21 protein-coding genes are annotated in these 23483 nt (G+C 70.5%); 10 read left to right on the forward strand and 11 right to left on the reverse strand.

Annotation, left to right across the window (positions count from 1 at the left end; all coding sequences use genetic code 11):
• Positions 1–53: 53 nt before the first annotated feature.
• The 3 genes from ACFPA8_RS03735 to ACFPA8_RS03745 all read right to left on the reverse strand — a co-directional run bounded on the left by ACFPA8_RS03735 (position 54) and on the right by ACFPA8_RS03745 (position 2699).
• Complete coding sequence (locus tag ACFPA8_RS03735) at positions 54–1748, reverse strand: LytR C-terminal domain-containing protein (protein ID WP_386442156.1); 1695 nt, start codon at positions 1746–1748, stop codon at positions 54–56.
• Positions 1745–2371, reverse strand: a complete 627-nt coding sequence (nadD, locus tag ACFPA8_RS03740) for a nicotinate-nucleotide adenylyltransferase (RefSeq protein ID WP_386442158.1) — start codon at positions 2369–2371, stop codon at positions 1745–1747. The genes ACFPA8_RS03735 and nadD overlap by 4 nt, the downstream gene beginning before the upstream one ends.
• A 160-nt stretch (positions 2372–2531) precedes the next feature.
• Positions 2532–2699 carry a hypothetical protein gene (locus ACFPA8_RS03745; protein ID WP_386442160.1) on the reverse strand — a complete coding sequence of 56 codons (168 nt, stop codon included), beginning with the start codon at positions 2697–2699 and terminating at the stop codon, positions 2532–2534.
• A gap of 244 nt (positions 2700–2943) precedes the next feature.
• Between ACFPA8_RS03745 and ACFPA8_RS03750 the strand changes: the two genes are divergently transcribed.
• Positions 2944–4053, forward strand: coding sequence for a M48 family metallopeptidase (locus ACFPA8_RS03750; RefSeq protein ID WP_386442163.1), 1110 nt, complete (start codon positions 2944–2946; stop codon positions 4051–4053).
• Between the two features lie 168 nt (positions 4054–4221).
• Here ACFPA8_RS03750 and ACFPA8_RS03755 read toward each other — a convergent pair whose 3' ends face one another.
• The 4 genes from ACFPA8_RS03755 to ACFPA8_RS03770 form a co-directional block, all read right to left on the reverse strand.
• Complete coding sequence (locus ACFPA8_RS03755) at positions 4222–5385, reverse strand: SCO2583 family membrane protein (protein ID WP_386442166.1); 1164 nt, start codon at positions 5383–5385, stop codon at positions 4222–4224.
• A 244-nt stretch (positions 5386–5629) separates the two neighbouring features.
• Complete coding sequence (locus ACFPA8_RS03760) at positions 5630–6460, reverse strand: SCO2584 family spore wall biosynthesis protein (RefSeq protein WP_386442169.1); 831 nt, start codon at positions 6458–6460, stop codon at positions 5630–5632.
• Positions 6461–6561: 101 nt separating this feature from the next.
• Complete coding sequence (locus ACFPA8_RS03765; protein WP_465270225.1) at positions 6562–7842, reverse strand: glutamate-5-semialdehyde dehydrogenase; 1281 nt, start codon at positions 7840–7842, stop codon at positions 6562–6564.
• Between the two features lie 178 nt (positions 7843–8020).
• On the reverse strand, positions 8021–8512 hold the full coding sequence (locus ACFPA8_RS03770; RefSeq protein ID WP_386442175.1) for a YceI family protein: 492 nt from the start codon (positions 8510–8512) through the stop codon (positions 8021–8023).
• A 222-nt stretch (positions 8513–8734) separates the two neighbouring features.
• Between ACFPA8_RS03770 and ACFPA8_RS03775 the strand changes: the two genes are divergently transcribed.
• Complete coding sequence (locus ACFPA8_RS03775; protein ID WP_386442177.1) at positions 8735–9967, forward strand: sensor histidine kinase; 1233 nt, start codon at positions 8735–8737, stop codon at positions 9965–9967.
• A 1-nt stretch (position 9968) separates the two neighbouring features.
• Positions 9969–10628, forward strand: coding sequence for a response regulator (locus tag ACFPA8_RS03780; RefSeq protein ID WP_386442180.1), 660 nt, complete (start codon positions 9969–9971; stop codon positions 10626–10628).
• A gap of 187 nt (positions 10629–10815) precedes the next feature.
• On the opposite strand, the gene ACFPA8_RS03785 is transcribed toward ACFPA8_RS03780, so the two are convergent.
• Together ACFPA8_RS03785 and proB are read right to left on the reverse strand one after the other, a co-directional pair.
• Positions 10816–11232 carry a hypothetical protein gene (locus ACFPA8_RS03785; RefSeq protein ID WP_386442183.1) on the reverse strand — a complete coding sequence of 139 codons (417 nt, stop codon included), beginning with the start codon at positions 11230–11232 and terminating at the stop codon, positions 10816–10818.
• 265 nt (positions 11233–11497) lie between these two features.
• A complete protein-coding gene (proB, locus tag ACFPA8_RS03790; RefSeq protein WP_386442818.1) occupies positions 11498–12637 on the reverse strand; it encodes a glutamate 5-kinase in 1140 nt (379 codons plus the stop codon).
• A 431-nt stretch (positions 12638–13068) separates the two neighbouring features.
• On the opposite strand from proB, the gene ACFPA8_RS03795 reads away from it, so the two are divergent.
• A complete protein-coding gene (locus ACFPA8_RS03795; RefSeq protein WP_386442186.1) occupies positions 13069–15177 on the forward strand; it encodes a hypothetical protein in 2109 nt (702 codons plus the stop codon).
• 11 nt (positions 15178–15188) lie between these two features.
• Here the strand turns inward: ACFPA8_RS03795 and ACFPA8_RS03800 are convergent, their stop codons facing one another.
• The gene (locus tag ACFPA8_RS03800) at positions 15189–15950 is read right to left on the reverse strand and encodes an HAD-IA family hydrolase (protein ID WP_465270226.1); all 762 of its coding nucleotides are present in this window, start codon (positions 15948–15950) and stop codon (positions 15189–15191) included.
• Positions 15951–16158: 208 nt separating this feature from the next.
• Between ACFPA8_RS03800 and ACFPA8_RS03805 the strand changes: the two genes are divergently transcribed.
• From ACFPA8_RS03805 to ACFPA8_RS03830, 6 genes are all read left to right on the forward strand, one after another.
• Positions 16159–16650 (forward strand): hypothetical protein, encoded by a 492-nt coding sequence (locus ACFPA8_RS03805; RefSeq protein WP_386442189.1) that lies wholly within the window; start codon positions 16159–16161, stop codon positions 16648–16650.
• Between the two features lie 218 nt (positions 16651–16868).
• Positions 16869–17768: an aminoglycoside phosphotransferase family protein gene (locus ACFPA8_RS03810; protein WP_386442192.1), complete on the forward strand. Its 900-nt coding sequence runs from the start codon at positions 16869–16871 to the stop codon at positions 17766–17768.
• Positions 17769–18048: 280 nt separating this feature from the next.
• Positions 18049–18585: a VOC family protein gene (locus tag ACFPA8_RS03815; RefSeq protein ID WP_386442195.1), complete on the forward strand. Its 537-nt coding sequence runs from the start codon at positions 18049–18051 to the stop codon at positions 18583–18585.
• Positions 18578–19381, forward strand: coding sequence for a MerR family transcriptional regulator (locus ACFPA8_RS03820; RefSeq protein WP_386442198.1), 804 nt, complete (start codon positions 18578–18580; stop codon positions 19379–19381). Before ACFPA8_RS03815 ends, ACFPA8_RS03820 begins: the two co-directional genes overlap by 8 nt.
• Before the next feature lie 406 nt (positions 19382–19787).
• Positions 19788–20408, forward strand: coding sequence for a hypothetical protein (locus tag ACFPA8_RS03825; protein ID WP_386442201.1), 621 nt, complete (start codon positions 19788–19790; stop codon positions 20406–20408).
• 1312 nt (positions 20409–21720) lie between these two features.
• Positions 21721–22299, forward strand: a complete 579-nt coding sequence (locus ACFPA8_RS03830) for a cutinase family protein (protein WP_386442204.1) — start codon at positions 21721–21723, stop codon at positions 22297–22299.
• 255 nt (positions 22300–22554) lie between these two features.
• Here the strand turns inward: ACFPA8_RS03830 and ACFPA8_RS03835 are convergent, their stop codons facing one another.
• Complete coding sequence (locus tag ACFPA8_RS03835) at positions 22555–23397, reverse strand: DUF1206 domain-containing protein (RefSeq protein WP_386442207.1); 843 nt, start codon at positions 23395–23397, stop codon at positions 22555–22557.
• Between the last annotated feature and the right edge of the window lie 86 nt (positions 23398–23483).

Consider the following 23483-nt stretch of genomic DNA (forward strand, 5'->3'; position numbering starts at 1 on the left):
GGCGGTCACGCGTGTGTGTCAGTCACCAGGGTCTCACGACGGGACGGACGCTCTCACCCCTTGTAGTCCCGGCCCAGCACCACCGTCACGTCGGCGTTCGCCGCCTCCTTGCCCTTGCGGACCGCGTTGCCCGGCAGCCCGAGCGTCTTCGCGACCTCTTCGGCCTTGTCCTTCTGCTTGCCGTCGGCGTACGTCACCACGGAGCGCTTCTGTGCGGCGTTTCCGGCGCCGCCGTCGACGACTGTGAAGCCACCGTTGACCAGCGCCGCGGACGCCGCGTCGTCGCTGCCGCGGTCGCCGCTGGCGTTGACCACCTTGACCCGGGGGGCGGCGTCCGGGTCGGTGTTCTTGACCGTGCCGCCGAGCACCTGTTTCACCAGGCCGTCGCTCGTACGGTCACTGAGCGTGCCGTTTGCCTGCACGGGCAGCAGCTGGGTCCTGTACGAGCCGGCCTTGGCCTGCTTCGCCAGCTTCGCCAGCGACGCCCCCAGCTCGGGCTCCGGCAGGGACGGGTCGGGGATCTGGCCGAGGGTCTCGACCGTCCTGGTCGCCGCCTCGGAGTCGCTGGAGAGCTTGCGCAGCGTCTGGTGCATCACCTCGCCGAAGCGCTGCAACTGGCGCGTCTGCTGCTCGCCCCTGCCGCGGTGGGTGGCGTAGGCCACGGCGGCCTGCCCGTCGAGTGTCCGGGCCCTCCCGCGCTCGACCAGCGGCTCGTCGCCCTTCTTCTCGCCGGGGACGGTGGCGTTCGCATCGAGCTTGATCCCTCCCACCAGTTCGACGAGGTTCTCCAGGTAGGGAGTGTCCAGCCGCCAGCTGCCCTTGATGTCGGCCCCCAGCAGTGTGCCGAGGGACTCACGGGTCGGCGCCGCGCCCTCGTCCTCGACGGACTTGCCCAGGGTCGTCGTGGTGCCGCTCTCACCGGAGACGGCGAGGGTGTTCGGCAGAAGCACTGTGTTGCCGCGCCTGGCGTCGGCGTTGTCCACGAGGAGCGCCGTCGAACTGCCCCCGCCGTCGAGGGAACGGAGATGGACCACGATGACGTCGCGCTGCTGGCCCGCCGAGGTGGCAGTGCCGCCCTTCTCGTCGCCGAGGCCGGGCAGCTTCCCCGCGTACCAGAGGTATCCGAGGCCCCCGGACGCGGCCACCACGAGCGTGACGACGAGCGCGACCACGCGGTTGCGCCCGCGGCGCTTGGCCTCCTCGCGGCGCTCGGTGCGGCTCTCGCTGAACTTCAGCCAGTCGATGACGTCCTCGGAGTCGTCCGTGTCCTCCTCGATGAAGGAGAACTGCTCCGTGCGGTAACCGGTGTTCTGACCGCGCCCGCTCCCGCTGCCGGCGGGGGCGGCGGACGGCGCGGGGGTGCCGCTTCCGGGTGCGGCGTACTGGCCCGTCGCGTCGTACTGTCCGGCTGCGTCGTATCCACCGCCGTCGTACTCCTGGGGCGGATTCTGCTGCCCGTGCGGTGGCTGGCTCTGCTGCTGCGGAATCCACTCCTGCTGCGTCTGCTGCGGGTAACCCTGCGTCTGCTGTCCGGGCTGCCGGCCGTACGGGTCGTACTGGTATTCCTGCTGCTGCGCGGTCCGGTCGGCCTGCGAGGAGTGCTGCCCGCCCTGTGCGTCTGCCTGCGTGCCGTACGGATCCTGGTCGTCGTAGCCGTAGACAGGCTGTCCGTAGTCGTCGTACCCGAGGAACCGGGGCTGCTGTTCCGGCCGTTGTCCGTACGGGTCGTACCCGTAGCGCTCGTTCATGTCTGCGGCGCCTCCTCCCCGTACAGCCCCCGCTTGTTGATGTACCGCACGACACCGTCCGGGACCAGATACCAGACAGGGTCGCCCCGCCGCACCCGTGCGCGGCAGTCCGTCGAGGAGATGGCGAGCGCCGGGACCTCGACGAGGGAGACTCCGCCGTCCGGCAGTCCCGGGTCTGTCAAGGCGTGCCCGGGACGGGTGACTCCGATGAAGTGGGAGAGCGAGAAGAGTTCGTCGGCGTCGCGCCATCCGAGGATCTGCGCGAGAGCATCCGCGCCGGTGATGAAGAACAGGTCGGTGTCCGGGTTGGCGGCCCGCAGATCACGCAGGGTGTCGATGGTGTACGTGCGGCCGCCCCGGTCGATGTCGGTACGGCTCACCGAGAACTGCGGATTGGAGGCCGTGGCGATGACCGTCATCAGGTAGCGGTCCTCGGCGGGCGAGACCTGCTGGTGGCTTTTCTGCCACGGCTGCCCGGTCGGCACGAAGACGACCTCGTCGAGGTGGAACCTCGTGGCCACCTCGCTCGCGGCCACGAGGTGCCCGTGGTGGATCGGGTCGAAGGTCCCGCCCATCACCCCCAGCCGCCGTTTGCCGGTCCCGGGCACTATGTGCTCTCCCATGCGAGCCGACCTTATCTGCTGACGCCGCTGTCCGCTGCTCCGCCTGCGCGACGCGGAAACCGCCCCGGAACGGTTCCTCCGGGAGCGCCGCGGCTCCCGCTGCCACCGGGTCGTCGCCGGGTCCGGCCGCACCTGGAGCGATGCCCGGAACCGGCCGGGATCAGCGGTCCCGGTTGAAGCGGGTGGTGATCCACAGCAGCAGGAGCAGGGCGATGAGGGCCCCGCCGCCGGTGAGGTAGGGAAGGAGCGGGTCGTGCTCGCCGCCGTGCCCACCACCCTCGGAGGCCAGGATGCTGAGGGCGTTGTGAGCGGTGCTGGAAAGGGACATCGTCGGCAGGACCTATCCGCGTGTGGGCCGGGCAGATTCATCGTGTACAGGCACATCGTATGCAAGGCCCCTCAGGCCGCTGACGCCGACTCGTCCTTCACGCAACCCTCGCGGGGTTCCGGAACGTCTCCCTCACGTCCGGGCTTTGTGCCGGACACGTTCGACCGGGGCTTTCCGGGACCGGGCGCCATAGGCTGACAACCAACCGCCGTCAACGGCGAACAGCGACAGGGGGAAGTACGCGATGAGCGACAACACAGGTGGCACCGAACGGCTGCCCGGCCGTGACCGGCGCCGCTTCCCGGGGATCTCCTCCCGGGCCTACGAGCATCCCTCGGACCGCTCGGCGCTCGTCGCCCTGCGCAAGCTGAGCGGATTCGACACCGTTTTCAAGGCGCTGAGCGGCCTGCTGACGGAGCGCAGTCTGCGACTGCTCTACCTGGCCAACTCGGTGCGCGTGAGCGACGATCAGTTCGCACATCTCAACGCGATGCTGCGGGACGCCTGTTACATACTGGACCTGGAGAAGGTCCCGCCGATGTACGTCAGCCAGGACCCGAATCCCAACGCGATGTGCATCGGACTCGACGAGCCTGTCATCGTCGTGACCACCGGTCTCGTCGAGCTGCTGGACGAGGAGGAGATGCGGGCGGTCGTCGGCCACGAGGTGGGGCACGCCCTGTCCGGCCACTCCGTCTACCGCACGATCCTGCTCTTCCTCACCAACCTCGCCCTCAAGGTCGCGTGGATCCCGCTGGGCAACGTCGCGATCATGGCGGTGGTGACGGCGCTGCGCGAGTGGTTCCGCAAGTCCGAGCTGTCGGCCGACCGTGCCGGACTGCTCGTAGGACAGGACCTGCGGGCGTCCATGCGCGGACTGATGAAACTGGCGGGCGGCAACCATCTGCACGAGATGAACGTCGACGCCTTCCTCGCGCAGGCCGAGGAGTACGAGTCCGGGGGCGATCTGCGCGACTCGGTACTGAAGATCATGAACGTGCTCCCGCGCAGCCACCCCTTCACCACCGTGCGTGCGGCGGAGCTGAAGAAGTGGGCCGAGAGCCGCGACTACCAGCGCATCATGGACGGCCACTACCCGCGCCGCGAGGACGACAAGGAGACCTCGGTCACCGAGTCGATCCGGGAGTCGGCGAACCACTACACGGAGTCCGTCAAGAACAGCAAGGACCCGCTCATGGGCCTGGTCCGGGACATCGCCGGAGGCGCAGGCGACCTGGGCGGCAGGCTGCGTGACACCTTCACCGGAAGGGGCAGCGGGTCCGGGGGCGGTTCCGACAGCTCGAACGGCGGCAACGGCACCAACGGCACCAACGGCACCAACGGCACCAGCTGACGCAGTCGGAGACGGGACACGGACCGGACCGCCGGGCCGGGGACCATCGCGCCGGACACGGTCCGGTCCCCGTCCGGCCGCTCCCGACGTGTGGCCCGTGAGAAGCGGCTTCCCCCGGCCGGACAGCGACAGCGGCTCGAATCGCGCCTCCGGAGAACGACCGCCGTGTCAGTCGGCGGGGTTCTTCGGACTCGGCTGTGCGCTCGTCGCGAGGACCCCGCACATCGAGGCCGCGTCACGCCCCCGCGCATACGGATCGGTGCCGGCGCCGCCGTCGTCCTTGGCCCGCTCACCCTCCAGGAGAGGCCTCAGCGTGGCCGACATGTCGGCAGAGCAGGGCAGTGGCCCCGCCCTCATCGCGACCTGCCGTACGCCCAGTTGCTGGCGGCGCAGATCCTCGCGGTCGATCTGGAAGCGCACCTCACGCCGCACGGTGAACAGGGACGAGCGCTCTTCGGCGTCCTTGCCCTCACCGACGTCGGGTGCCCGTACCGCATAGACGAAGACGTGGTCCGCGACGACCTCCAGCGCGTCAGGGCCGGACTCCTGCACGGCCAGCGTGCCCTGGACCCGCACCCGGGGATCGGCCAGCACCGTCTTGGACGGGTCGAAGCGGATCATCCAGCCGGTCGCGGAGTGCCGCCCGTCGTTCCGCGGGTTGTCCATGCTCTGGTCGAACTGTGCCTGCTGCGCCGGGTCGAGCAGTATCCGTACGGTCCGGTCGGAGTTCCCGGTGAGTACGGCGGGGTTGAGCGAACTCTCGACGATGTAGTCCTTGGCGGCCGTCAGCGCGGACAGCACCTGGCTCTCGGAGAAATGCGCGGTGCGGCGTGCGGGAGGGAGGTTCACGCCGTCGGCGCCTGTACGGAACCGGGCGGCGGGGCTGTGTTCGTACAGGTCCGCCGGCGTCGCGCCCGGCACCTCGTCACGGGGGGCGAGCGGCAGCAGAGAGGCACGCATCGGTTCGACGGGCGGCTCTGCCGGCGCCTGATAGGGGTTGCGGATGCCCATGTAGATCGCGGTGCCGAACGCCAGGACGATCAGCAGTACCAGCACGATGCCCTGGCGGGACGCGGTGATGGTGCTCCGCTCGTAGCCGGGCCCCTCGTCCTCCGCTCCGGCCTCGGCCCCTGTGGCGGAGGCGTTGGAGGCGCGCTGACGGACGGCCGCGTGCTCTTCGTCCTCCATGCGCTCCCGCGCGGAGAACTCCTGCAACTGCGCAGCCTTGATGAAGGACTCGTCGAAGACGACTGAGCGGTACTCGTCTCGGTACTCGTCGTCGCCCCCGGAGGCGTCGTCGGGTCCCTCTGGGGGATTGCCTCGCCCGGCCATAACAACAGAGTAGGTCCGCCCGGGCTGTGGTAAACGCTTCTGTGCGCCGACAACTCGGGGGATTCCTCAGGTGGGTAAGGACCGCATCCGACTCGTGACGCCCCTGTGACCCCGCAGGCCGGGAGGCCGGCGCGCACGGACCGTCGGATACGCGATTACGACTGCGGTGCGCGGTGCCAGTGCAGTGCGCGAACCGGTCCGGCCGGCCCGCTCCGCATCCCCGTTCGACCCGCGCGCCTCACCCTCATCCGCCGCGTGGCTGGGCGGAGACGTTCGGCGCGCCCTGCGGGGTCCGTGGCCCGCCGTGCTCGCTCATGTACGAGTCGACACCGCTCGTCGCGGGCGGTGGAGCGGGGTCCTGGCGCTGCTGTGAAGTGCCGCGGTAGATCGCGCTGAGTGCGAGGGCGACCATCCCGATCCCCATGACGACGGCGAGCACCCATGCGACGGGCCGCTGCCACCGGACGTGCCCGCGGTACGTGCGCGAGGAGGCGCTGTGCTTCCCGGATCTGCCGTACGGACGGCGGTAGTCGGAGCCGTGCTCCTCGCCCAGTTCGAGCCGCGGGTCGTAGCGGCGGTATATGCCGAACTGGCTGTACTGCTCGAACTGGTTGTACTGCCTGAACTGGTTGTCGAACTGCGCAGTGTCACCGAAGGTGCTGTACGGACCGTAGGAGCTGTAGGAGTCGTACTGTCCGTACGGGGGGTACGGACCGTAGTCCTCGCCGTCGGCGAGATCCACATACTCCGAGTAGTCGGAACTGTCGAACCGGCCTTCGTCGTCCGGATCTTCGTCGGCTTCCTCGTCGAGGTCGTCCGCGTCGAGATCGAACTCGCTCTCGGTGCCCGGCGCGTATCCGTAGCCGTCCTCGAAGCCGCGTACAGTCTCACTCTCCGCGTGGGACTGGGCGGCGGCCAATATGCGTTCGGCGGCGGTGGGCTCATGGACCGCGGCCGACCGCACGAAGTCCTCGTCGAATACCACGGAGGCGAACTCATCGTCCGCGGCCCCGTGGTGGCGGTACTCGGGCTCCTCGCCGTTCGGGAACGGCTGGCCCCCCACGTCGTCCGGCACGCTGCTCAGCGTAGACCTATGCGGTCAATATGGGCAGGGAGTAGCCGGATTCCATCAAATCGGTGGACCGGTGCCTCCGGATGTGCGCGGACGTGCCGCATTCAGCTGCGGATGTGTCCGTCTCCGGTGACCACGTACTTCGTGGAAGTGAGTTCCGGCAGTCCCATCGGGCCGCGTGCATGGAGCTTCTGCGTGGAGATGCCGATCTCGGCGCCGAAGCCGAACTGGCCGCCGTCGGTGAACCGCGTGGAGGCGTTGACCATCACCGCCGTCGAATCGACGAGTGCGGTGAAACGGCGGGCGGCGGCGGTGTCCCGGGTGACGATCGCCTCGGTGTGCCCCGACGTCCACTCCCGGATGTGCTGCACGGCCGCTTCCAGGGACGGTACGACTGCGGCAGCGATGTCGTAGGAGAGGTACTCGGTGCCCCAGTCCTCCTCGGTGGCCGGTACGACATCCGCACCGGCCTTCTGCCACGCCTCGTCGCCGTGCACGGTCACCCCCGCCTCCCTCAGCGCTTCGACGGCGCGCGGGAGGAACGCGTCCGCGATGCCCGCGTGCACCAGCACCGTCTCCGCGGCGTTGCACACGCTGGGGCGCTGCGCCTTGGAGTTCACGAGGATCTCCACGGCGGTGTCCAGGTCCGCCGCTTCGTCCACGTACACATGGCAGTTGCCGACACCCGTCTCGATGACCGGGACAGTGGACTCCTCGACCACGGACCGGATGAGGGAGGCGCCACCGCGCGGAATGAGCACGTCCACCAGTCCGCGGGCGCGCATCAGTTCCTTGACGCTCTCGCGGCTCTCGCCCGGCACCAGCTGCACGGCGTCGGCGGGGAGCCCTGCGCCGGCCACCGCATCGCGCAGTACGTCCACGAGGGCGCTGTTGGAGGCGTACGCGGAGGAGGAGCCCCTCAGCAGCACCGCATTGCCGGACTTGAGGCACAGCGCGGCGGCGTCGACCGTGACGTTGGGCCGCGCCTCGTACACGATGCCGACGACGCCGAGCGGGACGCGGACCTGCCGCAGCTCGAGCCCGTTGGGCAGCGTCGAACCCCGCACGACCTCTCCGACGGGATCGGGAAGGGCGACCACTTCGCGTACGTCGGAGGCGATGGCTTCGATGCGCTGCGGGGTGAGTGTCAGCCTGTCCACGATCGACGCGGGGCTGCCTGACGCCCGGGCCTTGTCGACGTCGGCCGCGTTGGCGGCGACGATCTCGCCGGTACGGGCGGTGAGCGCGTCCGCTACCGCGAGCAGCGCCGCGTCACGCACTGTGCGCGGGAGCGGGGCGATCTCTGCCGCTGCCTCCTTCGCTCGGCGGGCGGTGCGGACGACGGGCGAATCCTGGGTTGCGCTCATGGTTCCGAGCTTAGTCACGGGCAGGGCGTACTGCCGGGCCGTCCCGCCGTCCGAGACGACGGCACGGCGGGACGGTCACCGGCAGGGGGCGGACCGCTCCGTCGTGCTCCCCCGCGGTACGGCGGAGCCGGTCGCCCGTGGGCGGTGAGCGCTCCCCCCTGGGCGCCCACCGCCGGTCATCGCGGTGCTGCCGGCGTCACGGCCGTACGCACCGGACTTCCGCGGTCACGTCGAGGTAGCGGCCGGTCATACCCCGGGAGCCGGTCACGCCGAACTCCGTACGGTCGATCCGGGTGGTGGCGCGGACAGTGAACTCGCGCCCTGTCACCGTGATTTGCCCGACGGACAGACCGACCGGCCGGGTGATCTTCCGCGCGGTGAGTGTGCCGACGACTGTCGCGCCGTCCACGCGCTCCGCATGGAAGGTCATGAGCGGGTACCTGTGCGCGTCGAGGAAGCGCCGGGACCGCACGGCGCTGTCGCGCACTCCGTTGCCTGTGTCGAAGCCGCCCGTCGCGACGTCGACGCGGACCACGGACTCCGCGAGAGGTTCCGTGACGTCGACAGTGCCGCCCTTGACTGCGAACGTGCCGCGGACGGAGGCCAGTCCGAAGATGTGCCGAGTGGTGAACCTGACGACCGATCCCGCCGGGTCGATCTCGTAGCGGCCCAACGCGGGAACCGCCATTGCCGTTGCTTCGTGTGCTCCGTGGTCCCGTTGCGTTCTCATGCCGAACAGTTGACGCCGTCGGGGGCGGCGGGCGGCAGAGCCGGCAGTCGCGTACCGCAACGACGAACGTGCGGCCCTGCCGGACGTCGTGCGACTTTCGTAGGGTTCCCCACCCGACGTAAGTGTGCTTTCCACTCCGCGCACAAGAAGCAGCAGCACAGCTGGCATACCGTGTTGCGCATGACTGACAGACCGTGGCACCGGCGTCACCGAGTGGCTCTGGATGTGACGATCGCGGTCTTGTTCACACTCGTCGACACGGTGGCTACTGTGCTCGGCGCCTCATGGTGGCCGGAGCGTCCCGGCACTCTCGCCTGGGTCATGCTCGTCCTGCAGGCAGCAGCCTGCCTCTCGCTGGCGTTCCGCCGCCGCGCACCCCTCGCCGTGGTGACCGTCCTGGGCGCGTTCACGCTGGCGGTGTCACTCCTGATCTGGCCGGCCGGTGCGCTCACTCCCGCCGACGGCGGGCAGGTGTGGGCACCTTTCTCCACAGCGCTGGCCGCCTACGGTCCGCTCTTCTACCAGGGCGACTGCCGCGGCGTCCGGCGGAACCGTCGCAGGGCGGTCATCGCTCTCGTCCTCTTCACACTGGTCGTCGCCCGTCCGTGGCAGCCCTCGGCCACGATCATCACCATCGGCCTGCTCCGTACGGCTGTCGGCCCGCTGCTGGCGATGTACTTCGACGCCCGGAAGCGACTCGTCCAGGCGCTCACCGAACGCGCGGAACGCGCAGAACGGGAGCGCCATCTCCTCGCCGAGCACGCACGCGCCGAGGAACGTGCGCGTCTGGCGGGCGAGATGCACGACGTCGTGACCCACCGCGTGAGCCTCATGGCCCTTCAGGCGGGCGCACTGCAGATGACGGCCGAGGACGAGGCGACCCGGCAGGCGGCGGAGGAACTGCGCGCGGCCGGCTGTCAGGCCCTGGAGGAACTGCGCGACCTCGTCGGCATCCTGCGTACAGAACCGGAGGGGGACGACCGGACGCACCGGACGCCCTCGGTGGCGGGGCTGGCCGAACTCGTCGCCGAATCCTCCTCCGTGGGTGTCCCGACCGAGCTGATCGAGGACGGCGATCCCGCTCTCGCCTCGCCGGTGGTGGGACGCACGGCGTACCGGCTCGTCCGGGAGGCCCTGACGAACGTGCGGAAACACGCGCCCGGCGCGCGAGTCGTCGTGCGGGTCTCATACGGCGAGGCCCAAGTACGCGTCGCAGTACGGAACACCGCACCGACTGCTGTGGCAGGCGGCAGCCCGCTCGCCGCGACCGGCTCCGGCCTGGGCATCCCCGGCCTCCGGCGACGCATAGAACTCGTGCACGGCACCCTGCGGGCGGGGCGCGCGCCCGACGGCGGATTCAGCATCGAGGCGACGCTGCCCTCGTACGTACCGACTGCGGAAACGGCGGTGTGAAGTGAGCGACGGCGTACGGGTGGTGGTCGTCGACGACGAACCGATGGTGTGCCGCTTCCTGCGCACGATCCTCGGCTCGGCCGACGACATCGACGTGGTGGACGAGGCGCACGACGGGGCCGCCGGCGTCGAAGCCGTGCTGCGCCACCGGCCCGACGTGGTCCTCATGGACCTGCGGATGCCGGGAGTCGACGGGCTCACCGCGATCGAGCGGATCGGCGAAATCGCCGATCCGCCGGCCGTCGTCGTACTGACGACGTTCGACGCCGACCAGTACGTGCTGCGGGCACTGCGCGCGGGGGCGGTGGGCTTCCTCGTGAAGTCCACACCTCCGGAGGACTTGATCGGTCTCGTACGGGTGGCGTCCGAGGGCCACACCGTGCTGTCGGCCGCCGCCGCCCGCCGGCTGGTCGCCGCCTCCGCCGACAGCCACTCCGCACGCGACCGCGCAGCCGCACTCGTCGAGTCGCTTACGGAACGGGAGGCCGAGGTGCTCGCGTGCCTGGGCGAGGGCCTCTCCAACGCGCAGATCGCCGCCCGCCTGTACCTCTCCGAAGCCACGATCAAGGGCTACGTCTCACGGATGCTCGACAAACTGGGGTGCGCGAACCGCACCCAGGCCGGGCTGATCGCGCACGACGCCGGGGTGGTGAACCCGTGAGGCCGGATCGGACGCTGCACGGTGATCGGCCGCAGCACGCGTGATCCCCTCGCCGTACAGCTGGCGAGCCGGCCGGACCGTCACGTGGCCGAGAACCACGGTGCCGAAGGGGCCGGAGGGGCCGGAGGGGCCGGAGGCCGAGTCCCGGCAGAGCTCGGAACTGTGCGTGACAAACCCGGTCGCAGCCCTAGAAAGGGTGAACGCCGATGGACGTGGCGGACGGCGGCCCGTACCCCTCGGCCATGCGCTGCTGGTACGTCTCGCGGCCGACGACCTCCAGCCCGACGATCTCCCACGGCGGCAGCTTGGCCGACGCCCGGTGCTCGCCCCACAGCCGCAGGGCCACGGCGGCGGCATCGTGCAGGTCGCGCGCCTCTTCCCAGTAGCGGATCTCGGCGTGGTCGTTCGCGTACCGGCTGTTCAGGAGGAACGGGTGGTCGTACGCGAGCTGTTCGAGAGCCCGGCGTACTTCCTTCAGCGGGGCCTCGGCGCCCGCGACGCTCAGGGTGATGTGCCAGAGCCGGGACTGTTCGCGCTGCTCCGCACCCGTCTCCGGACGCGGCTCGGCCCGCTGTTCGGTGTCGACGCTTGCAAGTCGTCTCACGGGCGGCCTCCTCGTCCGGTGGGGCGCTGCTGCTTCGCTGGTTTCGGGCGTCGCTCCCCGCCGCACGACCCCCAGGACAAAGTTGACCAGTCCGAAGCCGACTGCGTGGCCGTTTTCCGGAAGGTGTCCGTGGAAAGGCTGGTCTTTTGCTCAGGGCGGTGACCTTTTCGGCACCGGCCCCCCGCCGTCTGCACAAACCATTCACGAAGGACCGGACGCGGACGAGGCCCCCGCGCACCCCTCCCGGCAGCGTGCCGTCCGGCGTTCAGTTGTCCAGCAGCACCAGGTCGTCCCGGTGCACGATCTCCCGCTCGTACGCCGGCCCCAGCTCCCGCGCCAGCTCCGGCGTCGAACGCCCCAGCAGCTGCGGGATCTCCTTCGCGTCGAAGTTGACCAGCCCCCGCGCGACCGCGACGCCCTGTTCGTCCCGCAGCTCGACCGGGTCCCCCGCCGAGAACTCGCCCTCGACGCCCGCGATGCCCGCCGCCAGCAGCGAGGTGCGCCGCTGCACCACGGCCCGTACGGCGCCTGCGTCGAGCGTCAGCGCCCCCCGCGGGGTCGACGCGTGCGCGAGCCACAGCAGCCGTCCGGCGGCGCGGCGTCCCGTCCTGTGGAAGTACGTGCCGGTGGCGGCCCCCGCCAGGGCGTCCGCCGCATGCGTCGCGGAGGTCAGCACCACGGGCACACCGGCCGCGGCGGCGATACGGGCCGCTTCGACCTTCGTCACCATGCCGCCGGTGCCGAGCCCGGCCCTGCCGGCGCTGCCGATGTCCACGCCGTCGAGGTCCTTGGGGCCACTGACCTCCGAGATGCGCGACGTGCCCGGGCTGGAGGGGTTCCCGTCGTAGAGGCCGTCCACGTCGGAGAGCAGGACGAGCAGGTCGGCCCGTACGAGGTGGGCGACGAGCGCGGCGAGCCGGTCGTTGTCGCCGAAGCGGATCTCTTCGGTGGCCACGGTGTCGTTCTCGTTGACGACCGGGACGGCCCCCATGGCCAGCAACTGCTCCAGCGTGCGGTAGGCGTTGCGGTAGTGGGCGCGGCGGCTGGTGTCGTCGGACGTCAGCAGGACCTGGCCGACCCGGCGGCCGTAGCGCGCGAAGGACGCGGTGTAGCGGGCGACCAGCAGGCCCTGGCCGACGCTGGCCGCGGCCTGCTGACGTGCCAGGTCCCGCGGGCGCCGGGGCAGACCGAGCGGCGCCAGCCCGGCGGCGATCGCACCCGAGGAGACCAGGACGATCTCCTTCTGCAGCGCTTCGTTCTGCTCCCCGTCCGGTCGGCCGCCGGTACCGGTGTGCTTCGCCAGTACGTCCACGAGGGCGTCGACGCGGTCGGCGTCGAGGCCGCCGGCCGCTGTGGTGAGCGAGGACGAACCGACCTTCACGACGATGCGCCTGGCGTCCGCCACCTCGTCCCGCGCCCTGCTGCCCGCGCTCGCACCGTCCGCTGTCGCCCTGCTCACGTTCCGCTGCCCGCCTGTTCCCTGTGCCTGTGCGTACTTCAGTGCCTGTGCTTAATACGTGCGCCTGTGCGTGCGTCCGGAGCCGACCCGCCGCCTCGCCCGTACGTGCGCCCTGCGTGCGCTCTGCGTGCGCGGCCAGGCATCCGCCCGCAATCTACGGCAGCCCTGACCGGACCCGCGCATGCGTTCCGACCAGTGGACGGATGGGGATAATGACCTTTGTCGCTGCAATGTCCCGGTATCGACGCAGGACACCCTGACGCAGATTGTCACCGGCCCGGTGCCCGGCATACGGTCAGTGGTCACCCACGGCCGCCACCTTCCCCACCGGCCGGTTTCCATCACCGACCCTCGACCTCCTGCCAGGAGCCCAGCCCGTGCCCTCTGCCGGTCTCTCTTCCCGTCGCGCCGTCCAGTTGACGGCGCTGCTCGCGTTGACGGTGTTCTACGCCGCTCAGCTCGCGGGCGCGCTGCTCCCGAACGTGCCCGTCTTCATCGTCGCGTCTGTGGCGGGTCTCACGCTCGATCTGTACCTCACCCATCAGCAGCCCGGCCTGCTCGCCCTTCTCGGCAAGGTCCGCTTCGACGTCACCACGCGACAGCTGCTCCGCGACATGCTCATCGTCATCGGACTGGTACGCATCCCCGACGTGCCGCCGGACATCGAGCGCCCCCTCACGCTTCTGCTGCTGGCCGCCTACGCCACGCACTTCCTGTGCCAGGCCGTCGCCCAGCTCGTACGCCGCAGCCGTACGCTGCCGATCCTCACCCGCAACATCGACGCCTCCGCCCTGCACCTGACCATCGCCCCGCCGCGGCTGCTGGCCCGGCAGCCCAGCCGCCGGCTGCTGCGTTTCTCCATCCCGGGGACGCTCGGACTGATGCTGAGCGCCGGCCTGGCATCCGAGCTCTGGGGCATTCTCGGCGTCGGCCTGAGCATCGCGCTGTCCCTCGGGGGCGCCGTCTACCTCGGCACGTGGATGCTGCCGAAGAAGCGGCACGCCAACGAGCAGCGGACCCTGGAATGGCTCGACAAGTGGCTGGCGAAGTACAAGCCCACCGTCGGCATGTACTTCTCCGGCGGCACGACGTCCGCTTACCAGGCGAACATGTGGCTCTCCACTCTCGACCAGCTCGACGGCAACCCGATCATCGTGCTCCGCGAGCGCTTCATGGTGCAGAAGATCGAGGCGACGGACGTTCCGATCATCTGCATCCCGAAGGTCGCGCACCTGATGCACCTGGAGCACTCGACGCTCAAGGTCCTGCTGCACCCGGCCAACTCCGGCAAGACCTCCCAGGTGCTGCGCATCCCGACGATCAAGCACGCCTTCATCAACCACGGCGAGAGCGACAAGCTCTCCTCGTGCAACCCGTACGCCAAGGCGTACGACGAGGTGTGGGTCGCCGGTCCCGCCGCCCGTGAGCGCTACCAGCTCGCCGACATCGGCGTGGACGACCGTGACGTCGTCGAGGTCGGACGCCCGCAGCTGTCCCCCATCGAGCCGTCCAAGGGCGCACCGCAGGGCGCGTACACGACCGTCCTGTACGCCCCCACCTGGGAGGGCTGGACCAACGACCCGGGCAACACCTCGGTCATCCTCGCCGGTGAGAACATCGTGCGCGCCCTGCTGGCGGACCCGGGAGTGCGGCTGCTGTACAAGCCGCACCCGATGACCGGTTCCGTCGACCCCCGCGCCGGCGCCGCCAACGCGCGTATCCAGGCGATGATCGCCGAGGCCGGCGCCAAGCGCTCCGGCCCCCGGCCCGGCCCCGAGGCCGCGGCCGAACTGGAGCGGCGCACGCGGGAGTTGGACGAGCTGACCACCACCGCCTTCCGGAACGGCGCGGACGAGGTGGAGAAGATGATGCTGCAGTCCACCCCGGAGAAGGGCCGCGCCGGGCGCGTCGCCGCGGCGACCGCCGCCTGGGAGGCCGCCTACTGGGCCTCGTTCCCCGAATGGGAGCACCAGATCGTCACCGGCCCGCGGCCTGCGATCTACACCTGCTTCAACCAGGCCGACCTGCTCATCTCCGACGTCTCCTCGGTCGTCTCGGACTACCTGACGAGCGAGAAGCCCTACGCCGTGGCCAACACCAGCGGGCTGAGCGAGGAGGACTTCAGGGCGGGCTTCCCGACAGTACGGGCCGCCGCCATCCTCTCCCCCGACGCGGCGGAGATCCCCGCGCTGCTGGAGTCGGTACGGAACCCGGCGAAGGACAGCCTCGCAGCCGCCCGCAGCGAGCTGAAGGTGCACCTGCTCGGCCCGGCCGAACCGCCGTCCATGGCGCGCTTCAACCAGGCCGCGATCGACCTGTGCGCGTCGACCGACGCCCGGAACGAGCGGGTCGCCCGCCGTACGAACGAGATCCCGGGCCAGCGCGAGACAGAGGCCCAGGAAGCGGCCGAGGAAGCCGAGTTGGAGGCCCCGCCGAACGGCGGCGCGCTCTCCGACTCGGAGGAGGCCGACCAGGTCACGGCCTGACCAGGCAGCGCTCACAGGTCCGGAGCGCGGGCGGCTCGGTCGCCCGCCCCGCCGGCCGCAGGGCGGCGAACGGCCCGGAAGGCACCACGCCTTCCGGGCCGTTCGCCCGCTCCGCCGGGCGCCCGCCCGGCCTGAGCCTCCAGGAGCGGACCCAGCGCCTCACGAAGGTCGGCGTGTTCGCGGTAGTGCGCGCCGGTCATGCCCATCGCCACGGCGGCATCGACGTTCTCGCGCCGGTCGTCCACGAAGAGGCAACGGCCGACGGCGGCACCCGCCCGTTCCGCCGCGATCTCATAGATGCGCCGGTCCGGCTTCACGACGCCTGTGCGAGCGCTGTCGACGACGTGGTGCGCGAGCTGCGACAGGCCCAACGAGGCCAGTTCCTCCTCCAGTTCGAGCGACGCGTTCGACACCAGAACCAGCGGCATGCGTACCCGCACCCTTTGCAGCATCCCGACGACCGTCGCGTCCGCCCGGAAGGGGGCCGTGGCGAGTGCGGTGCCCAACTCGCGTGCCTGGTCCTCCGATACCGGTGCACGGGTGCGGAGGCCGCGGGCGATCGACTCCACCCACTCCTGCTTGCCGATCCGGCCGAGGAGGAGCGGGTGGTCGATGGCAGGCTCGAAGGCGACCTGCGCGGTGATGCCCGGCGTCAGCCCCGACTCACGTTCCAGCCGGGCCAGTTCGGCGTGGTCGTAGAAGCGGATGACGTTGTCGATGTCGCACAGCACGGCGTCGAAGGGCGGTTCGTGGGCTTGCCGTCGTCCCGTCACCGTACGTGCATACCAGACGGGCACGGGACCGGTCCCCCGTGAGCGGGAGGGCCGAGCGTTCGCCCGCCGAGGCCGGGTGGAGGCCGCCGCAGTGCCGGCGTGGTGCTGACCCCACCCCCGGGTGGCCTGTCAGCAGGCTGTCGGCGGGTGACCGAGGCCGACGATGCTGTCGGTACCGCAACCGGCCACCGACGGGGAAGGCGCGTCCATGCAGAGCGGGGAGACCTTCGGCAGCGCGGCCAAGGCGATCGCAGCGACGGTCGTGGTGCTGGCCGTCACCGGAAGTGCGGCGCTCAGCGTGGCCTCGGCCCAGGACGACAAGGCGGGTGCTTCCGGCCGGGGCACCGCGAAGTCCGTGGCACGGCATGCTGCGGGCCCGCCCGTCGGGTTGTGGCGCATGGACGGCTACGGGACCGTCCTGTCGGTCGACGGGGAGCGCGTGCAGGAGTACCGGATCACCAACGTCAGCTGTATCAGGCGGAGTTCGGCCGAGCGCGTCGGCGGTGGACACGGCAGGACGGCCCGGTACGTGACCGAGGACGGGACGGCTTTCACGCTCAACGCTGCGGCGGGCACCCGCAACCGGGCGTCGATGCGCCGGGAGGACTGGCCGGGGCACCGCGGGCTTCGGCGCATCGGGTCGCTTCCCGACGGCTGCGGCCGGACCGTCGGCGGTCCCGTGGCGACGAGCGAGCCCTGACCGGGCCCCTGCCCCGGGGCACGCGGGGCGGCCTGACGCTCGATTCGCGGGCACTGAGCGTCAGTTGACGGCGCCATGCGGCCGCCCGGCCGCCCGACGGGACTCTCGGCCAACTCGCTCGACGGACAACTTGCCCGGCTGAAACTGCAAAGCGTGTTGGACGCTCGTCGGGTGGAAAGCGTTTGACGCCCGTACCGTCCGGTGCTCGGATGACGTGCATGAGCGCTGGGGAGATGCATCCCGGTATGCATCCTGTCGACGAAGCCCTTGTACAGCGGTTGATCGCCACACAGTTCCCCCAGTGGGCAGGGCCGGCAATCGAGCGGTGGCCCTCCGGCGGCACCGTCAACGCCATGTACAGGCTGGGCGACGACATGATCGTACGGCTGCCGCTGGTGCAGGGCGGGGCCGGCGACGTGTCGATGGAGCAGGAGTGGCTGCCGCGCCTCGCGCCCCGTCTGCCCACGCGCATCCCGGAAGTGCTCGGAGCCGGAAAGCCCGCCCAGGGGTATCCGTGGCCGTGGTCGGTGTACCGGTGGCTGGCAGGCGAGCATCCCGAAGCGGGGGCGCTGAGCGAGCCGTTGCTGCTGGCCGAGGATCTGGCCGCGTTCGTGGCGGCGATGCGGAGCATCGCCCTGCCGGCCGCGCCGAAGGCGCACCGAGGCGGGCCGGTCGCCTCGCTCGACGCGGAGACCCGGGCCGCGATCAAGGAACTGCGCGAGATTCCGGAGGAGGGCGTCGACTGCGACGCAGTGACCGCCGTATGGGAGGACGCGCTGCGGGCGCCCGGATGGGCCGGACCGCCGGTGTGGCTGCACTCCGACCTGATGCCGGGCAACCTCCTGGTCGACGGCGGCAGGCTGACCGCCGTGATCGACTTCGGATGCACGGGGGTCGGCGACCCCGCCTGCGATCTGTTCCCGGCGTGGAATCTGCTGCCTGCCGGTGCGAGAGAGGTCTTCCGGTCGGCGCTCGGCGTGGACGACGCGTCCTGGCGTCGTGGCCGGGGGCGGACGCTGTCGCAGGCGCTGATCGCGCTGCCGTACTACCGGAGCACGAACCCCGCGATGGCGCACAACGCCCGCCACGTGATCCGGGAAGTGCTGGCCGAAGCCTGAGCACCCCGTGCCCCTCCGTCCCGTCGCCCGGTCGGCCTGCCGCGTCAACCGCCTTGCCGGTCATGGTCGTTCGGGGGGCGCCGGGGCCGGCAGGGCCAGCACCGGCACCTCGTGACGGAGCCCCGAGCGGGTCGCAGCGCTCGCTCCCGCCACGGCCTGATCCGCTGTCGCCGCAGGGCTCGGGGTCATCCGGCCACCACGTCGGTCGCCGCGTCGGGGCAGGACGAGATTCACGGACACGGCTTGACCCTCACGTTGCGTGAGGCCGGAGGGTGGGTGCATGAGCGACTACTACAACGCGTTCGAGATGAGCCCCGTGCCCGCCCCCGGCCCGGATGCGGTTCCGCCCGAGCCGTTCCGCGGCATTTACGGAATGCCCGCGTTCGTGACGATCCCCACGAGCGATCTGGCGGCGTCGGTGGACTTCTGGATTCGCGGGCTCGGGTTCATCGAGCTGTTCAGCATCCCCGGCGAGCTCGTGCATCTGCGCCGGTGGGCGTTCCAGGACGTACTCCTCGTCCCGGCGAGGAGCGTTCCGGAGCGGACACCGGAGATGAGCGTCAGCTTCTCGTGCGTGCTCAGTCAGGTCGATCCCCTGGTCGAGGCCTGTCGTGCGCTGCGCCCGAACTCGGCCGACGGTCCACGGGACACTCCCTGGGGCACCCGCGATGTCGCGGTGACCACCCCCGAGAACGCACGGATCATCTTCACTGCGGCGAGGCCCTTGGATCCGGCCGGTCAGGAAGCGCGGAACCTTGAAGCCATCGGGATCACCCCACCGGGCGTCGGCCGCGGCGACAATGAGGAGCATGCCTGACGCCACTGACGCCGACGGCCTGACCGTCGGTCAGGTCTCGACGAGCCTGGGCGTGACAGTGCGCGCGCTGCACCACTGGGACGAGATCGGTCTGGCGCGACCGTCGCTGCGCACGGCTGCCGGATACCGGCTCTACACCGCCTGTGACCTGGAACGCCTGCACCGCATCGTCGTCTACCGTGAGATCGGTCTCGGCCTGGACAGGATCCGTACCGTCCTGGACGACTCGCCCGCAGACGTGTCCGGCGCATTGCGCACGCAGCGCACCCAGGTTGCCGAGCGGATCGACCGCCTCCAGCAGCTCGGCGCCGGACTGGACCGGATGATCGATGCCCACGAGCGCGGCCTGCTGCTGACCGTCGAACAGCAGGCCGCGATCTTCGGCCCCCACTGGAACCCGGAATGGCCCGCCCAAGCGCGTGAGCGCTACGGAGACACGACGCAGTGGCAGCAGTACGCCGAACGCTCGGCCTCTCGCAGTCCGGAGGAATGGCAGGCCGTCGCCGACGCCGTCGCCGGCCTCGACCGTGCCCTCGGGGAGGCGATGGACGCCGGCGTCACACCTGGTAGCCCAGAAGCGAATCAACTCGTCGAACGGCACCGCGAAGTCTTTGCTTCGTACTTTCCTCTCACCAGGCAGATGCAGGTCTGCCTCGGCCGCACGTTTGAGGCCGATCCGGGATACGCCGCCCACTACGACGGCGACCGCGCCGGCCTTGCCACGTGGTTCCGCCGCATCATCGACGCCAGCGCGCGGGCCCACGGCATCGACCCCGACACCGCGGCCTGGCAGTAGGGCGCGGGTCCGGAAGCCTGCGCCCCAAGGGGCGTTTCTTACGGAGCACTTCGCGGTCCGGATGAAGATGCCTGCGATGCGGAGTGCGGCGAGGTAGCTGGTGGGGTCTTGTCGTATCGCGGGTCAGACCACCGCCGGAGCGGCCCCCACATCCTCACAGCCGTATCCGGTCGCGAGGCCGAAGCTTCCGTCCACGTCCCGTACGAGCAGGGAACAGGTCACGGCTCTCCTCTCTGTACGGGCCGCTGCCTTGGGTTAACTCGGGGTAACAGTTGCGGGCACTGTCTTGACCCGTGCTTGCCGGAGTTCGTAGCGTGCCCGCCGTGTTTCGCAATAATGACGCCCCTTCATTAAAGTGAAGACAGGGGTGCTGACCACCAGTTGACTGAGGCGGGGGAGGTCAGGCGTGAGGCGGCTGAGCCGACGGGCAGTCACCGCGCATGTATGGGCCCTGTTCGTGCCGGCTCGCCCGGCACCGAAGTGGACCACGCTGCTTGCCGAGCAGATCGCCGGCAAGGACCCCTCTCTTTCGCCCAAGTTGGTTCACAAGGCCGCTGCGGCCATCGGCGATGTCGCCAACATCGCCGCGAAGCTCGGCCCGCAGCAGCTCGTTCAACTCGGCGCGTACGGCAGGCTCCTGGCCACTTCCATCGCGCAGATTGCCGCGAGCAGCGCCGCCAGCCGGCCGCCCGGCGTGGACAGCATCGTGGGCACGGTGAAGGGCGGCGGAACGGTGGGAGCCGCCACCCTCTCCCTGCTGATAGCGGGGTTGCCGAAGGTGCTGCACATGTGCACCGACTTCGGCAGGACGCTGAACAGCGTCGACAAGTTCAAGATCGTGGCTCTGGCCCGGCAGATCGCGATCATCGCGGGTCAGGCCGGGCCGGGTGCGTCGGCGCGTCAGTCCGAGGAATCGCGATTGCAGGTCCGGTGGACCCCGGCATCCGGCACGAATCCGCTTCGCCGTAGAGGCGTGTCGTTCCGGTGGGCCGGCCTGGCAACGGAACGGACAGGCCAGCCCACGTAGGCGACGCCAATGCACGGCTCCTCAACTTCATCAAGCGCAGCAAGCCCATGAACCGGCGCCGAATGCGCGCCGACTGAGGAAAGGAAGACGAATGGCAGGACGACATCGTCGTCGCCCAAGAGTGGCGTTGAACCGTAAGTTGCCGGCATCCACCGCTCTGCGCAGTGGATTCGTCGTCGCGGGTGCCGTTGTCGCAAGTGTCGTGGCCGCCGGAACGGCATCCGCAGACGACACAGGGTCCGGACCCAACTCAAGCGTGAGTGCGCCGGGTCCTGCGGACGATGGTCCGGATTCTGGGCCTGGGGGTCCGGCTCCGGGTCCTGCGAATGATGCTCCGGACCCCGGGCCTGGAGGTCCGCCTCCCGGACCCGCCAACAATGCTCCAGATCCCGGGCCAGGGGGCCCGCCTCCCGGACCCGCCAACAATGCTCCAGACCCCGGACCAGGAGGTCCGCCTCCCGGACCCGCCAACAATGCTCCAGACCCCGGACCAGGAGGTCCGCCTCCCGGACCCGCCAACAATGCTCCAGACACCGGGCCAGGAGGTCCGCCTCCCGGACCCGCCAACAATGCTCCAGACACCGGGCCAGGAGGTCCGCCTCCCGGACCCGCCAACAATGCTCCAGACACCGGGCCAGGAGGTCCGCCGCCGGGTCCTCCGGCTCCTGGGCCTGGGGATGACGGTCCGGCCCCCGCTGAGGCTCCCGGTCCTCCGCCGGGGCCCGCCAACGATGCTCCGGCTCCACCTCCCGGACCGCCAGCCCCCGGACCTGGAGATGACGGCCCGGCCCCCGCTGAGGCTCCCGGTCCCCCGCCGGGGCCCGCCAACGATGCTCCGCCACCGCCTCCCGGACCGCCAGCCCCCGAACCTGGAGATGACGGCCCGGCCCCCGCTGAGGCTCCCGGTCCCCCGCCGGGGCCCGCCAACGATGCTCCGCCACCGCCTCCCGGACCTCCGGCACCGGAACCCGCCGATAATGCTCCGGCTCCGCCGCCGGGGCCCGCGGATCACGGTCCTCCGGTACCTGGGCCTGCTGGTCCCCCGCCGGGACCCGCCAATGACGCACCGGCACCGCCGCCGGGGCCTGTTGATCCTCCCGCTCCTGGACCCGCTGCTCCGCCGCCTGCTGCCGGTCCTCCGGCACCGGCGCCTGCGGGTCCGCCGCCGGGACAGGCTCCGGCGCCTGCTGGTCCTCCCGCCCCCGGGCCCGCCGGCCCGCCGCCTGCTGGTGGTCCGCCGGCCCCGCCCCCGCCGGGGGCCCCTGCTCCCCCGCCGCCTGGGGCACCCGCACCCCCACCGGCGGAGCCCCCGGTGCGCAGCGACGACACGTGGACGATCGCCGTGGGCGGTGCCGGCGACCAGCAGGCAAGGGTCTTCACGGACGCCAACGCCGCAGCCGTGGACCAGCCCGTCGGCTACTCGGCAGCGCTCTTCGGACTGAGCACCCGGCAGGGCGTGGACGAGCTGAACCGGCTGGTCCGGGAGCACCGTGCGGCAAACCCGGACCAACACATCAAGGTCATCGGCTACTCGCAGGGCGCGGCCGTCGTACACACCTGGACGTCGGAGAACGCCGGGACGATCGACAACGTCAACTCCGTGCTCATCGCCGATCCGAAGCGTCTGGGTGGTCCCGGCACCGGCACGGACGGCCTGTCCGGCCAGCCGCTCGGGCAAATTGCGGGTCCGCCCACCTCCGGCGTGGACCAGAACTTCGGCAACATCCCCACCACATCGGTCTGCACCGGCGACGTGATCTGTGACAGCAGTGCGCCGTCTGGCTGGGGCGGGTACCTCAACGGCGATCACGGCAACTACTCGTTCAACGCCGACGACTACGCCGACAACGGCAACGGGCAGTGGTTCAACGGCCAGTACAGGCCGTGGTGAACGCACTCCGCTGCTGAGGACGGCCGGCCCGGTCATGCACGGCATGACCGGGCCGGTCTCAACTTGATCCCGGCCTTCACGACATTGCGGTGGACGCTCACAGGGCAACGAGCGTGAGAGGCCCGGCGAAGCCAGTGATGCAATGCACGGCGCTCGATTCGTCGCGCTCGATAACGCGTCCTCTTCCTGCGCAGTCGCGTACCGCAGATCTCACGACACACCTCAACCGACGAGCCCATGACCCGCAGGAAACACCTAGACGCGACGCCAGCGCGCCAGCACGAAGGAGAACAACCCGTAGAGAGCGACGCCCACGGCGACGGCCACGAGCAGCCACGGCCCGGCCGGAGTGTCCGCGAAGGACCTCAACGCGCCGTCCATGCCCTTGACTTCATCGGCGTCGGACGACCAGGCCGCCTCCATCGCGAAGAACCCCAGTGCGACGAGGACCGCTCCGCGCGCCACGCCGCCGCTCACCCCCAGGAGGTCGATCCACTTGCGGCTCCGGCGCGGTATGCGCGACATCCGCAACTCGTCGTGGAACTTCCGCCGCAGGGCCTGCACGGCACTCCAGGCTCCCACCACCGCGACGACCAGCCCGACGACGCCCACGAGCACCTGTCCCGCCGGCGCCGAGAGGGCACGGGCAGTGATGTCCTCGGACTTCGCGTCGCTGGAACCGCTGCCCTTGGCGCCCGAGGCGTACGAGAGCACCGAGAAGGCGAGAATCCCGTACAGGACGCAACGTCCCGCCGCCAGCAGCCGCTTGTGCGGCTTGCGCCCGCCCTTCTCCGCCGCACCGAACGCAGCCTCGGAAAGCCGCCACACCGCGAGTCCCGCAAGCCCCAGCCCGACGCCCCACACCAGGAACTGACCGAACGGCTGCGCCGCCAACTCCCGCAGGGCACCGCTCTGATCGGCTTGTTTGCCACCGCTGTCGCCGAAGGCGATACGCAGAGCCAGCAGCCCGACGAGGACGAACAGCACACCTTGCGCGACCATGCCCGCACGCGCGATGCCTTCGACCGCCGGACTGTTGGCCGCCTGACGGGCGTTCCGCCGGCCTTTCCACCGCCACGCCGTCGCCGATGCGTTCATGACCCCGCCTCCCTTGATCGCGCCGATGCCGGACATCGGCGCATCTCGCAGGTCAGCGGTTGCCCCGGTCGGGGCGAAGGAAACGC

This window comes from Streptomyces ovatisporus (genome assembly GCF_042653885.1).
Classification (GTDB): domain Bacteria; phylum Actinomycetota; class Actinomycetes; order Streptomycetales; family Streptomycetaceae; genus Streptomyces; species Streptomyces ovatisporus.

Excerpts from the sequence above, each read along its gene's own strand:
- ACFPA8_RS03810 (WP_386442192.1), top strand. The coding sequence starts at position 16,869 with ATGAGCGCTGGGGAGATGCATCCCGGTATGCATCCTGTCGACGAAGCC.
- ACFPA8_RS03770 (WP_386442175.1), bottom strand. The coding sequence starts at position 8,512 with ATGGCGGTTCCCGCGTTGGGCCGCTACGAGATCGACCCGGCGGGATCG.
- ACFPA8_RS03805 (WP_386442189.1), top strand. The coding sequence starts at position 16,159 with ATGCAGAGCGGGGAGACCTTCGGCAGCGCGGCCAAGGCGATCGCAGCG.
- ACFPA8_RS03775 (WP_386442177.1), top strand. The coding sequence starts at position 8,735 with ATGACTGACAGACCGTGGCACCGGCGTCACCGAGTGGCTCTGGATGTG.
- ACFPA8_RS03835 (WP_386442207.1), bottom strand. The coding sequence starts at position 23,397 with ATGAACGCATCGGCGACGGCGTGGCGGTGGAAAGGCCGGCGGAACGCC.
- ACFPA8_RS03750 (WP_386442163.1), top strand. The coding sequence starts at position 2,944 with ATGAGCGACAACACAGGTGGCACCGAACGGCTGCCCGGCCGTGACCGG.
- ACFPA8_RS03820 (WP_386442198.1), top strand. The coding sequence starts at position 18,578 with ATGCCTGACGCCACTGACGCCGACGGCCTGACCGTCGGTCAGGTCTCG.
- ACFPA8_RS03815 (WP_386442195.1), top strand. The coding sequence starts at position 18,049 with ATGAGCGACTACTACAACGCGTTCGAGATGAGCCCCGTGCCCGCCCCC.
- ACFPA8_RS03735 (WP_386442156.1), bottom strand. The coding sequence starts at position 1,748 with ATGAACGAGCGCTACGGGTACGACCCGTACGGACAACGGCCGGAACAG.
- ACFPA8_RS03755 (WP_386442166.1), bottom strand. The coding sequence starts at position 5,385 with ATGGCCGGGCGAGGCAATCCCCCAGAGGGACCCGACGACGCCTCCGGG.
- ACFPA8_RS03745 (WP_386442160.1), bottom strand. The coding sequence starts at position 2,699 with ATGTCCCTTTCCAGCACCGCTCACAACGCCCTCAGCATCCTGGCCTCC.
- nadD (WP_386442158.1), bottom strand. The coding sequence starts at position 2,371 with ATGGGAGAGCACATAGTGCCCGGGACCGGCAAACGGCGGCTGGGGGTG.